Raw genomic sequence first — 12,401 nt, 5'->3', positions numbered from 1 at the left:
GGGAGGATCACAGCACTCACTGGTACAACGTCGCACCCACAAGGAGCGTGCCCATGTCGTCGAATCCGGTCGCCGAGACCGTCGCCTCGCTGATGCCAAGGGCGAAGGCGGAGCTCACCGAACTGGTGGCATTCAAGTCGGTGGCGGACTTCGACCAGTTCCCAAAAAGCGAGAGCGAGGGCGCCGCCCGCTGGGTCGCCGACGCCCTGCGCGCGGAGGGCTTCGAGGACGTGGCCCTGCTGGACACCCCCGACGGCACGCAGTCGGTGTACGGCTACCTGCCCGGCCCCGCGGGCGCGAAGACGGTCCTGCTGTACGCCCACTACGACGTGCAGCCCCCGCTGGACGAGGCCGCCTGGCACACCCCGCCCTTCGAGCTGACCGAGCGGGACGGCCGCTGGTACGGGCGCGGCGCCGCCGACTGCAAGGGCGGCCTGATCATGCACCTGCTGGCGCTGCGCGCGCTCAAGGCCGACGGCGGCGTGCCGGTGCACGTGAAGGTGATCGCCGAGGGCTCGGAGGAGATGGGCACGGGCGGTCTGGAGCGGTACGCCGAGGCGCACCCCGACCTGCTGGCGGCCGACACCATCGTGATCGGCGACGCGGGCAACTTCCGCGTCGGACTGCCGACGGTCACCTCGACGCTGCGCGGTATGACCCTCATGCGCGTGCAGATCGACACGCTCGAAGGCAATCTGCACTCCGGCCAGTTCGGCGGAGCCGCTCCGGACGCGCTCGGCGCGCTGATCCGCGTCCTGGACTCGCTGCGCGCCGAGGACGGTTCGACGACGGTGGACGGGCTGACCGACGAGTCGGCGTGGCAGGGGCTGCAGTACGAGGAGGCGCAGTTCCGCAAGGACGCCAAGGTCCTCGACGGCGTCGAGCTGATCGGCTCCGGCACGGTCGCCGACCGGATCTGGTCACGCCCCGCCGTCACCGTCCTCGGCATCGACTGCCCGCCGGTCGTCGGCGCCACCCCGTCCGTGCAGGCGAGCGCCCGGGCGCTGATCAGCCTGCGGGTGCCGCCGGGCGTGGACGCCGCCGGGGCGACGAAGCTGCTCCAGGCCCACCTGGAGACGCACACGCCGTGGGGTGCCCGGGTGCGCACCGAGCAGATAGGCCAGGGCCAGGCGTTCCGCGCCGACACGAGCAGCCCGGCGTACCAGGCCATGGCGGACGCGATGGCGGTGGCGTACCCGGGCCAGGAGATGCAGTACGCCGGCCAGGGCGGCTCGATCCCGCTGTGCAACACCCTCGCCTCCCTCTACCCGCACGCGGAGATCCTCCTCATCGGCCTGAGCGAGCCGGAGGCCCAGATCCACGCCGTGAACGAGAGCGTGTCCCCACAGGAACTGGAGCGCCTGTCGGTCACCGAGGCCCTGTTCCTGCGCAACTACGCGGCAAGCTGAGGCACTTGCGCTGAGGATGGGTCCATGACCCGCACCGGGCGCCTCACCGCCCACACCGACATCGCCACGTCCCTGGCGCTTCTCTCCGACCACGAGCTCGCGGACCTCGTGGCGGAGGGGACGCCGCTCGGCACGGGAATCGGCGGACGGTCGACGCTGATCGAGGTCGACGGCAAACACGTGTTCGTGAAACGAGTCCCGCTCACCGACGTCGAGTTGCGGCCGGAGAACGCTCGCTCCACGGCGAACGTCCTGGACCTGCCGGCCTACTTCCACTACGGCATCGGCAGCCCGGGCTTCGGCGCCTGGCGCGAACTCGCCGTGCACACGATGACCACGAACTGGGTGCTGGCCGACCGGTTCACGGGCTTCCCGCTGACCCACCACTGGCGGATCCTGCCGCAGCCGCCGCAGCCCCTCCCCGCCGAACTGGCCGACGCGGAGCGGGCCGTCGCCTACTGGGGCGGCGGCCCGCAGGTGCGCGAGCGCATCGAGGGACTACGGACGGCGACCGCGTGCTTGGCGCTTTTCCTGGAGTACGTTCCGCACACCCTGCACGACTGGCTGGACGCACGGCTGCGCACGGACGAGGCCGATACCGCGTGCGCCTTCGTGGAAAAGGAGCTCACGGCCCTCACGGACTTTCTCCACGAGGCCCGGCTGCTGCACTTCGACGCCCACTTCCAGAACGTCCTCACCGACGGGCGCCGGCTCTACCTCGCCGACTACGGCCTCGCTCTCTCCGCCCGCTTCCGCCTCACCCCGCAGGAGCGCGACTTCTTCGAGCGGCACCGGCACTACGACCGCGTCCACACCGCCTTCCACATGGTGAACTGGCTCGCGACCGCCCTGTACGGCCATGGCCGGGACGACCGCGAGACCTTCGTGCGTGCCTGCGCCGAGGGCTTCAGGCCCCACGGGATCCCGCGGGTCGCCGCCGGCATCATCGAGCGGTTTGCGCCGCTCGCCGTCGTGATGGGTGACTTCGCCCGGCGGCTCCGGAACGAGAGCCGCCGGACGCCGTACCCGTACGAAGCGCTGGAGCTCGCTCAGGAAGGCGCCGGCATACCCGCCTCCAGATAGAGCGCCGCCCCGCGTTCGCGCGCCCGAAGCGCCCAGCGCAGCCGCTCGTACCGCACCGGCGGCAGCAGATCGGCCGCCTCCGCCTCGGTCACGAAGCGCCAGTCGCGCAGTTCGGGCCCGGGCAGCAGGAGCTGTTCGGCCTCCGCCGAGTCGAGCCGCCCGCCGTCGAAGAGGAGGCGCAGCCCCCCGTATCCGGGGGGCGAGGGCCGCTCCCAGTCGACGACGAGGAGGCGCGGCACGTCCTCCAGCCGTATCCCCGTCTCCTCGGCGACCTCGCGTATGCCCGCGCGCGCGGGCGCCTCGCCGGGTTCCACGACGCCACCGGGGAACTCCCAGCCGGCCTTGTAGGTGGGGTCGACCAGCAGCACGCGGTCCTCCTCGTCGAAGAGCAGGACACCCGAAGCGAGGGTCTCGGCGGTGGGCTCGGGCGTCTGCACGATGTCGCAGGCGGGAACCGAACCGCTGCCGACGGCCTCGGAGATGCGGACGGCGGTCTCGTACGGGGTCAGGCCGCCGTTGTCGACGGGATACGCGTCGGCGGTGAGCCAGGAAGCGAGTGCGGCGCGATACGGCTCCATGCGGTCGTACGACCACTGCCGGACCCGTATCTCGCCGTCGGGCAGGTCGGACGGGACCTCCCGCCCGGCTATTCGCTCCCGCAGGATCGTTTCCGCCGGGGCGAGGAGCACATGCTGGACGGTGATACGGCGGGCGGCGAGGCCACCGAAGATCTCGTCGCGGTACTCCTGGCGCAGCAGCGTCGTGGGTACCACTAGGGTCCCGCCGAGCTCGGCGAGCAGCGCGGCCGCCGTGTCGATCACGAGACGTCGCCAGATCGGCAGGTCCTGGAAGTCACCGACCTCGGTGAGGTGTTTGGGCGGGAGCAGGTGAGTAAGTGCTCCGCCGATGACCTCGGGGTCGAAGAGCGTGCTGTTCGGGATCAGCTCGATCAGTTCCCGTGCGGTGGTGGTCTTCCCCGCACCGAACGCACCGTTGATCCAAACGATCACGTTTCCCCCTCTTCTGTTGGCCCCCTGTGGCTTGCCCGCTCCACCCTGCCACGGAAACCAGCTCCCGTAGAGAGCGCATGACAACGGCGCCGGAGCCCCGCGGATTCGGGGGCTCCGGCGCCGTGCGGTCGTGGCGGTGGGCTCGTCAGCCCTTCTTGCCGTTCTTGGTCTTCCCGTGCGGGGCGTCGTTCACGGCCCGGTCCGTCTCCCGGTTGATGGCGCGGCCGACGGTGTCCAGGGCATCGTTCACGTTCACGCCGGCGACCTTCGTCTGAGCGCCGCTGACCGGGATCCCGGCGTCGGGCAACCCGGTGGCGGGGGTCTCGGCGGCGTGGGACGGGGTGACCGCCGCGACGACGAATCCGGTGGCCAGGGAGGCGATGGCGAGCATGCTGCGCTTCTTCATGGCCGGTTCAACTGCGGAACGGGCCGGGAGTCACGCTCCCCTTCGCGCGCTCAGGTCAGTGACGGAGCTCCGGCCCCGGCCCGGCCCGGGTCGAGCCGGCGCTGCCGCACGCGCCGTACGAGATCGTCGGCCGCTTCCGGCCAGCGGGCGTACTCGAAGGCGAACCCCGCGTCGAGCAGCCGGCCGGGGACGACGCGGCGGCTCTTGAGCAGCAGCTCGGTGTCCGAGCGCAGCGCGAACGCACCTATCTCCGCCATCCACCTCGTCGCGGGCAGGCCCACGGGGACGCGCGACGCGGAGCGAAGGTCCCGCATGAACGCGCGTTGCGGGAGCGGTTCGGGGGCGGCGATGTTCACCGGCCCGACGAGGTCCTCGCGCTCGATCAGGAACTCGACCGCGCGGACGAAGTCGCGGTCGTGGATCCAGGAGATGTACTGGCCGCCGCCCGCGACAGGGCCGCCGAGGCCCAGCCGCGCGAGCCGCAGCAGCATGTCGAGGACGCCGCCGCGATCGGGGCTCATCACCATGGCGGAGCGCAGGGCGACCTTCCGGGTGTGCGGCGTGTCGGCCTCTTCCTGCGCCCGCTCCCAGGACCTGGCGATGTCGATGCTGTAGGCCCAGTAGTCCGGCACATCGGGCTCACTGCCGCCGATGATGCCCGTCGCCTCGTCATTGGGCGCGTCGAAGCGGTGGGCGTAGATGGTGGCCGTGCTCATCTGCAGCCAGATCCGCGGCGGCCGGGCCGCGCTCGCGATCGCCTCGCCGACGACCTGGGTGGAGTGCACCCGCGAATCCATCATGGCCTGCAAATTGGGCGCGGTGTAACGGCAGCTGACACTGCGCCCCGCCAGGTTGATCACGACGTCGCTGCCGTCGATCGCCGCGGCCCACGGCCCCAGGGTCTCGCCGTCCCAGTACACCTCGCCGTCGCGCGTGGGCCGTCTCGTCAGGACGACGACCTCGTGGCCCGCACTGCTCAGCGCACGGTTCAGGACCGCGCCCACCTGCCCGGTTCCCCCGGGAATCACGATCTTCATCGGCTCCCCCTCTCGTGTGGGAACGACCTTACCCCAGAACGTTGAACATGTTCAAAAACTCTCTTCGGCTCACCATTCCGTCCTCCGACGACTTCCAACACAGTCCGACAGGTTCTACCGTGAACGCACTATGACGCGTACATGCCGTCATCCGTCTTCGCAGGTACGGAGGAACGTAACGGTGCGTAACCTTCACACCCGCACAACCCGCACCAGAGTGGTCGGAGCACTCGCCGCAGGCTTGCTCTGCGCGGCGGGACTGGCCGCCCCCGCTGCCGCGGCCCCCGCGGCCCCCGCGGCTCCCGCCCCGGCGGAGGGCCTCGCCCTCACCCCGCCCATGGGCTTCAACAACTGGAACTCCACGCACTGCCGTGCCGAGTTCGACGAGGCCATGGTCAAGGGGATCGCGGACATCTTCGTCGAGAAGGGCCTCAAGGACGCCGGATACGAGTACGTCAACCTGGACGACTGCTGGGCCCTGCCCTCCAGGGACGCGAACGGCAAGCTCGTACCCGACCCGGTCCGCTTCCCGAACGGGATCAAGGCGGTCGCGGACTACGTGCACTCCAAGGGCCTGAAAATAGGCATCTACACCAGCGCGGGCACGAAGACCTGCAACACCGCCGGCTTCCCGGGCTCCCTCGGCCATGAGTACAGCGACGCCCAGCAGTTCGCGGACTGGGGCGTGGACTACCTCAAGTACGACAACTGCAACAACCAGGGCGTGGACGCCAAGCTGCGCTACACGACCATGCGCGACGCGCTCCGGGCCACGGGCCGGCCCATCGTCTACAGCATCTGCGAGTGGGGCGAGAACAAGCCCTGGGAGTGGGCAGCCGACGTCGGTCAGCTGTGGCGCACGACCGGCGACATCAGCGACAACTGGGGCTCGATGCTGTCGATCCTCAAGCAGAACCTGCCGCTCGCCCCGCACGCCGGTCCCGGCCGCTGGAACGACCCCGACATGCTGGAGGTCGGCAACGGCGGCATGACGGACACCGAGTACCGCTCGCACTTCTCGATGTGGGCGATCATGGCCGCGCCGCTCCTCATCGGCTCCGACCTGCGCTCGGCCGGCGAGGAGACCTTCGAGATCCTCGGCAACCGCGAGGTCATCGCGGTCGACCAGGACCCGCTGGGCAAGCAGGGCACGGTGATCTCCTCGCAGAGCGGGCGCTGGGTCGTCGCCAAGGAGATGCGGGACGGCAGCCGCGCGGTGGCACTCTTCAACGAGTCCGGAACCGCCCAGCGCATCACCACGAGCGCCGACGCGGTCGGCCTGCCCGCCGCCGACGCCTACGCACTGCGCGACCTGTGGCAGCACCGGAGCTACAACACCGCGGGCACGATCTCCGCGACCGTCCCCGCGCACGGCACCGTCCTGCTGCGCGTCGCCGCCGATCCCAAGTCGGTCCAGCACCCGCCCGCCGTCGAACTCGGCCTGAACGGCAGCCCGTTGGTCGAGGCGGGCAAGAAGACCGCCCTCACGTCGACGGTCACCGACCTCGGGCGTACGACGGCCAAGCGCGTGTCCGTCTCGCTGACCGGACCCTCGGGGTGGTCCGTCAAGGCGACGTCACCGACCACCTCGCCCGCGCTCTCCACAGGCCGCTCCCTGCGCACCCAGTGGGCGGTCACCGCACCGCAAGGGACGCCGCCGGGGTCGTACGGCCTCACTCTCAAGGCGAGTTACCGCTCCCCCTCCGGTGTCCGCGTCGACAGCGCGCTGCCGCTGACCGCGACGGTGGCGGTGGCGCCGCCCTCGGGGACGTCCGCCCTCGGTGACCTTGCGTGGCTCTCGGCCGCCAACGGATGGGGCCCCGTCGAGCGCAACACCAGCAACGGCGAGAGCGACGCGGGCGACGGGAATCCGATCACCATCGGCGGGGTGGTGTACGGCACGGGGCTCGGCGTCCACGCCGACAGCGCCGTCGAGTACTACGCCGGCGGCGCCTGCGAGGCGGTCACCGTGCAGGTCGGGGTCGACGACGAGGAGGGCGCCGACGGCACCGTCGCCTTCGAGATCTGGGCGGACGGCACCCGGGCCGCGTCGACCGGCGTCCTGACCAACGCGATGCCGGCCCAGGCCCTCACGGCCGATGTGACCGGCGCCCAGGTGATCCGGCTCGTCGTCACCGACGGCGGCGACGGCGTCACCTCGGACCACGGGGACTGGGCGGAGGCGCGACTGACCTGCTGAGCGCTCCGCCCGCCCCCACCCGGTGACTGAACGTTCCTGCCCGCCGGGGTGCTCAGACGCCCGCCGCCGCGCCCGCCTTCCCGGCGAGCGCGGCCGCCGCGGCCCCCACCAGCCCGGCGTCCGTGCCCATCTGGGCCGGGGTGATCGTCAGGCGCTGGACGAAGGACAGGGTGGCGTAGTCGTGCAGGGCCTTGCGGAGCGGGGTGAACAGGACGTCGCCCGCCTTGCCCACTCCGCCGCCGATCACGGCGATGTCGATCTCGACGAGGGTCGCGGTGGCCGCGATACCGGCGGCGAGGGCCTGCGCGGCGCGTTCGAAGGAGGCCACGGCGACCGGGTCGCCGTCCCGCGCGGCGGCGGCCACCGCGGCGGCGGACGTGTCGCCGTCCGGGCCCGGCCGCCAGCCCTTCTCCAGCGCCCGCCGGGCGATGTTGGGACCGCTCGCGATGCGCTCCACGCAGCCCCGCGAACCGCACGGGCACAGATCGCCGTCCAGATCGACGCTGATGTGACCGATGTGGCCGGCGTTGCCGGTGGGGCCGGGGTGCAGTCGGCCGTTCAGGACCAGGCCACCGCCGACGCCCGTCGAGACGACCATGCAGAGCGCGTTGTCGTGCCCCCGGGCCGCTCCCTGCCAGTGCTCGGCCGCCGTGATGGCCACGCCGTCGCCGATCAGCTCGACGGGCAGGCCACCGGCCGCCTCGCGGACGCGCCGGACCAGTGGATAGTCGCGCCATCCGGGCACGTTGACCGGACTCACGGTGCCCGCGGAGGCGTCCACCGGTCCCGCGCTGCCGATGCCGAGTGCCGTGGCGCGTCCCCACAGGGGCGACGCGGTGAGTTCGCCGACGACCTCCTCGACGGCCCGCATCACGGTGTCGCCGTCCTCCCGCGCGGGCGTCGCGCGCTGAGCCCGGACCACGATCTTGCCGTGGCCGTCCACCAGCGCTCCGGCGATCTTGGTGCCGCCGATGTCGAGCGCAGCCACGAGGTCGGTGTGCATCAGTGTCAGTTCTCCCCGTCAACCATTCGGATCTCCCCGTCAACCACGGGAATTGGGCGAGCCGGTCTCGCGGTGGGGGCGCAGGCCGGAGATTGCGGTGGACAGTGTCCCCTGGATCTGACAACGTTGTCCAGGCTCTATGCTCGACGCCACATCCTCATACAAACCCATGGACCGACGCATCCCCATGGACCGACGCATCCGCGCGGACCGCGTGAGCCTCATGGATCGACTCGTCCCGTGGACGACGACAGGACAGGACACCGCATCGTGGCCGAGACCATCCGCCGCTCCGACCGCCACCCGGAGAACCGCTACGGCAACCGTCCGACCATGAAGGACGTCGCGGCGCGTGCCGGAGTCGGCCTCAAGACCGTCTCGCGCGTGGTCAACGGAGAGCCGGGCGTCACCCCGGAGACGGAGCGTCGCGTCCAGGAGGCCATCGACGCCCTGGGCTTCCGCCGCAACGACAGCGCGCGGGTGCTGCGCAAGGGCCGCACGGCGAGCATCGGCCTGGTCCTGGAGGATCTCGCGGACCCCTTCTACGGCCCGCTCAGCCGGGCGGTCGAGGAAGTCGCCCGAGCGCACGGCGCCCTGCTCATCAACGGCTCCAGCGCCGAGGACCCGGACCGCGAGCAGGAACTGGCGCTGGCACTGTGCGCACGGCGGGTGGACGGGCTGGTCATCATTCCGGCCGGTGACGACCACCGGTACATGGAACCCGAGCTCAAGGCGGGCGTCGCCACCGTGTTCGTCGACCGCCCGGCCGGGCAGATCGACGTCGACTGCGTCCTGTCCGACAACCACGGCGGTGCCCGCGACGGGGTCGCGCACCTCATCGCCCACGGGCACCGCAGGATCGGCTTCATCGGCGACATGCCCCGCATCCACACGGCCGCCGAGCGGCTGCGCGGCTACCGGGCCGCCATGGAGGACGCGGGCATACCGGTGGAGGACGCCTGGATGTCCCTGGGCGTCACCGACCCGGTGCGGGTGCGCCGGGCGGCCGAGGAGATGCTCTCCGGCCCCTCCCCCGTCACCGCGATCTTCGCGGGCAACAACCGGGTGACGGTCACCGTGATCCGTGTCCTCGCCGAGCAGGCCCGTCGTGTCGCGCTCGTCGGCTTCGACGACATCGAACTCGCCGATCTGCTGCAGCCCGGCGTCACGGTCGTCGCCCAGGACGCCGCGGCTCTGGGCCGTACCGCCGCCGAGCGGCTGTTCCGTCAGCTGGACGGCACCCTGGTCACCCCGGAACGCATCGAGTTGCCGACGCGACTGATCACCCGCGGCTCGGGCGAGCTGCCGCCGGCGGACTGAGGGGCCCATGGACCACCGCACGAGCGGCTCGCAGCCCTTGCACGACCGCACCCTGGAGGCACTCGGCCTGGCCGAGGCGCCGCGCGACCATCCGCTGCTGTATCCGGGCGCGTGGCCGTCGGACTCCGGACTCCTCGACGGGGACCGGCTGTTGCCCCTGGACCGTCTGGTGTACGACGACCGCGTGCCCGTCCTCGCGGTCGGCTCCAACGCCTGTCCCGGCCAACTGCGGCGCAAGATGGCCGCCTTCGGAATCGTCACTCCCCTCCCGATGGTGAAGGTGCGGGTGACGGGCGTCGAGGTCGGTGTCTCCGCGCATGTGAGCCGCATGGGGTACGTGTCCGCGTCGCCCTTCGAAGCGCCGGGCCACGTACGGGAGTTGTTCATCACCTGGCTCGACTCGGAGCAGCTCGCGGTGATCGACGCCAGCGAGGGCGTGCCGACGCCGGACGGCAACTTCGGCCGCGCCTGGCTGCCCGCGCCCGACGTACGGATCGAGACGGCGGACGGCACCGCGCTCCCGGGCACCTTCGTGTACGTCAACCGCCATGGCGTCCTGCACGACGGCTCCGGCGCGCCACGCACCCACCCCGGCCAGCGGCCGATGATCTCGGAACTCCTGCTTGGCTCGGCCCGGTTGCGGGAGCTGTTCGGGGCCACTCCCGAGGAGTTCTGCGAGCGTGCGCGCGCCGACGCGAGGTTGTGCGACCGGGGAACGCGGCTGCTGGTGGAGGAGCGACTGGTGACGGCGTCCGGCCTGGAGAAGTACCTCCGCGTTGACCGGAACTGAGCTCAGCAGACCGGGAGTCCCGGCACCGGCTCGTCGTTGTTGCCGCCCTCGAGGTAGACATCGCTGACGAAGACGTTCGTGTTGCCGCTGTCGTCGTCCGTCTTGGCCCACCAGACGTTGGTCCACTGGCCGGACGTCTCCCGGCGGCCCAGGTTCTGCTGGCAGTAGAAGTAGTTGGTGCCCGCGTTGAGGATGCCGACCTCGCTGCCGGAGGCGGTGTAGGACTTGGCGGTCTTCCAGACCGTGCAGTTGTACTTGCCGCCGCCGATGGCGAAGCAGGACGGGTCCGGCGTGGTGCCGCCGCCTCCACTCGTGGTTCCGCCGCCGCCTGTGGTTCCGCCACCGCCCGTGGTGCCGCCGTCGCCGGAACCGCCGCCCGTGGTTCCGCCGTCGGTGCCGCCCGATCCCGAGGTCTTGGTCGGGGACGAGGTGCTGGGGCGATCGGAGGGCTCGCCGTCCGCCGTGCGGCTGGGGGACTTGGACGCGCCGGGGGACTTCTTGTCGTCGTCCTTCTCGGTCAGGCCGCCGTCGCCCGAGCGGTCGGCGTCGGGGCTGCCGCTCGCCTCGGCGGACTTGTCCGTGGCGGCGACCGCCGAGGTGCCCGGCTCCTCGGCCTTGGTGTCGCCCGTGTTGTTCAGCAGAGCGACCGTGACTCCACTGGCCGCGAGGACGACGGTGACGGCCGCGGCGGCGAGCAGAGCGCGGCTCCTGCGCCGGGAGGGGGTGCCGGACGAGGACGTGACCATGGGGCCGGTGGCGGCGGAGTCGTACGGCGAGGGGCTGGGGCTGCCGTAGCCGTGCGGGGGTTGGCCGGAGTGCCCCGGCACACTTCCGTACGGCGATGCGGCGGGCTGCCCTTGGGTGCCGGGGCCGTGTCCGGGTACGGGCGAGCCGGGTCGGCCCCCGGCGCCCAAGCCCGGTGCCGGTGGCGTGCCTTGGCCAGGAGTCGCCGGGCTGTTCGTGCCCTGCCCCGCAGTTCCGAAGCGTGGCGCCCCGGGCAGGTCCGACGCGGGTACGCCCTGCTGGGGCGTGTCGCCGCCCTGAGGCCCTTGCGCGCCCTGGCCCTGGCCGCCGTACGCCTGTCCGGCGGGCCCGGTCGGCGCGGGCGCCCCGGACCCCTGCCCGTCGGGAGCGACCGCGGGTGTGGGCCCGAACCCGGGCGGCACCGAGGGGACGTTGCGCTCGGTCTCGTCCCGCCCGGGCCCGGAGTCCGCGGAGCTCCGCAGGGCCGCCGTCGGCGCGTCCGTGCCGCCCGACTCGGCCACCGTCTGGAGGAGTTCGCGTGCCTCGTCGGCCTCCGGGCGGGACTCGGACCGCTTGTCCATCAGACGCGCCAGGACGGGACCGAGCGGCCCGGCGTTGACGGGCTCCGGCAGGGGTTCGGAGACGATCGCGGTGAGCGTGGAGAACGTCGACGTACGGCGGAAGGGCGCGGAGCCCTCCACCGCGGCGTACAGCGTGGCGCCCAGGGCCCAGACGTCCGAGGACGGGCCCGGGTCGGCGCCCTGTGCGCGCTCGGGGGCCAAGTAGTCCAGGGAGCCGACGAGATGGCCGGTGCGGGTGAGCTGGGTGGCCGCGCCGTCGCCCGGGTCGTCCATGGCGGCGATGCCGAAGTCGGTCAGGACGACCCGGCCGGAGCGGTCGAGCAGGATGTTGCCCGGCTTGACGTCGCGGTGCAGGACGCCGGCGCGGTGGGCGGCGGCCAGCGCGTCCATGACCTTGGCGCCGATCCCGGCCGCCTCACGCGGGTCGAGGGTGCCGCGCTCGCGCAGCACCGCCTCCAGGGAGGGGCCGTCGACCAGCTCCATGACGATCAGCGGGCGTCCGTCGACCTCGGCGACGTCGTGGACGGCCACGACGCCCGAGTGCTTGACCCGGGCCGCCGCACGGGCCTCGCGCTGCATCCGCAGCCGCAAATCGGCCAGTTCGGGACCGTCGGCGTCCGAGTAGGTACGCAGTTCCTTGACGGCGACCTCGCGGCCCAGCACCTCGTCGACGGCCCGCCAGACCACGCCCATGCCGCCGCGCCCGAGTTGCGCCACCACGCGATAGCGCCCGGCCAGCAGCCGACCGGTCTCGTCCGCCTGTCCGTTCTCCCCCGATGACACCGCTGCCCCGTTCCTGTGACACCACTGACATGCCT

At 72.0% G+C, this 12,401-nt stretch carries 10 protein-coding genes; 5 read left to right on the top strand and 5 right to left on the bottom strand.

The annotated features are described in order from the left end of the window. Window positions 1-53: 53 nt before the first annotated feature. Together OG331_RS42965 and OG331_RS42960 are read left to right on the top strand one after the other, a co-directional pair. Entirely contained in the window at window positions 54-1,409 is a 1,356-nt protein-coding gene (locus OG331_RS42965) for a dipeptidase (RefSeq protein WP_406207379.1), read from the top strand. Between the two features lie 24 nt (window positions 1,410-1,433). Next, window positions 1,434-2,492, top strand: coding sequence for a protein kinase family protein (locus OG331_RS42960; RefSeq protein ID WP_406207376.1), 1,059 nt, complete (start codon window positions 1,434-1,436; stop codon window positions 2,490-2,492). On the opposite strand, the gene OG331_RS42955 is transcribed toward OG331_RS42960, so the two are convergent. From OG331_RS42955 to OG331_RS42945, 3 genes are all read right to left on the bottom strand, one after another. Further along, complete coding sequence (locus OG331_RS42955) at window positions 2,459-3,502, bottom strand: NUDIX domain-containing protein (protein WP_406207374.1); 1,044 nt, start codon at window positions 3,500-3,502, stop codon at window positions 2,459-2,461. The two genes, OG331_RS42960 and OG331_RS42955, sit on opposite strands and share 34 nt — an antisense overlap. Window positions 3,503-3,647: 145 nt before the next feature. Beyond that, window positions 3,648-3,908, bottom strand: a complete 261-nt coding sequence (locus OG331_RS42950) for a hypothetical protein (protein WP_406207371.1) — start codon at window positions 3,906-3,908, stop codon at window positions 3,648-3,650. A gap of 50 nt (window positions 3,909-3,958) precedes the next feature. Next, window positions 3,959-4,945 carry a TIGR01777 family oxidoreductase gene (locus OG331_RS42945; protein WP_406207368.1) on the bottom strand — a complete coding sequence of 329 codons (987 nt, stop codon included), beginning with the start codon at window positions 4,943-4,945 and terminating at the stop codon, window positions 3,959-3,961. Window positions 4,946-5,162: 217 nt separating this feature from the next. Here OG331_RS42945 and OG331_RS42940 point away from each other — a divergent pair, with 217 nt between their 5' ends. Continuing rightward, on the top strand, window positions 5,163-7,145 hold the full coding sequence (locus OG331_RS42940) for an NPCBM/NEW2 domain-containing protein (RefSeq protein WP_406210687.1): 1,983 nt from the start codon (window positions 5,163-5,165) through the stop codon (window positions 7,143-7,145). 52 nt (window positions 7,146-7,197) lie between these two features. Here the strand turns inward: OG331_RS42940 and OG331_RS42935 are convergent, their stop codons facing one another. Continuing rightward, on the bottom strand, window positions 7,198-8,148 hold the full coding sequence (locus tag OG331_RS42935; protein ID WP_406207366.1) for an ROK family protein: 951 nt from the start codon (window positions 8,146-8,148) through the stop codon (window positions 7,198-7,200). A 270-nt stretch (window positions 8,149-8,418) separates the two neighbouring features. On the opposite strand from OG331_RS42935, the gene OG331_RS42930 reads away from it, so the two are divergent. Continuing rightward, complete coding sequence (locus tag OG331_RS42930; RefSeq protein ID WP_328883412.1) at window positions 8,419-9,468, top strand: LacI family DNA-binding transcriptional regulator; 1,050 nt, start codon at window positions 8,419-8,421, stop codon at window positions 9,466-9,468. Window positions 9,469-9,475: 7 nt separating this feature from the next. Further along, window positions 9,476-10,258 carry a hypothetical protein gene (locus tag OG331_RS42925; protein WP_406207363.1) on the top strand — a complete coding sequence of 261 codons (783 nt, stop codon included), beginning with the start codon at window positions 9,476-9,478 and terminating at the stop codon, window positions 10,256-10,258. Window positions 10,259-10,260: 2 nt separating this feature from the next. On the opposite strand, the gene OG331_RS42920 is transcribed toward OG331_RS42925, so the two are convergent. Beyond that, window positions 10,261-12,366 carry a protein kinase domain-containing protein gene (locus tag OG331_RS42920; protein WP_406207360.1) on the bottom strand — a complete coding sequence of 702 codons (2,106 nt, stop codon included), beginning with the start codon at window positions 12,364-12,366 and terminating at the stop codon, window positions 10,261-10,263. Window positions 12,367-12,401: the final 35 nt, after the last annotated feature.

The organism is Streptomyces sp. NBC_01017, assembly GCF_045162795.1.
GTDB lineage: Bacteria > Actinomycetota > Actinomycetes > Streptomycetales > Streptomycetaceae > Streptomyces > Streptomyces machairae.
This window is presented reverse-complemented; position numbering and strand designations above follow the sequence as displayed.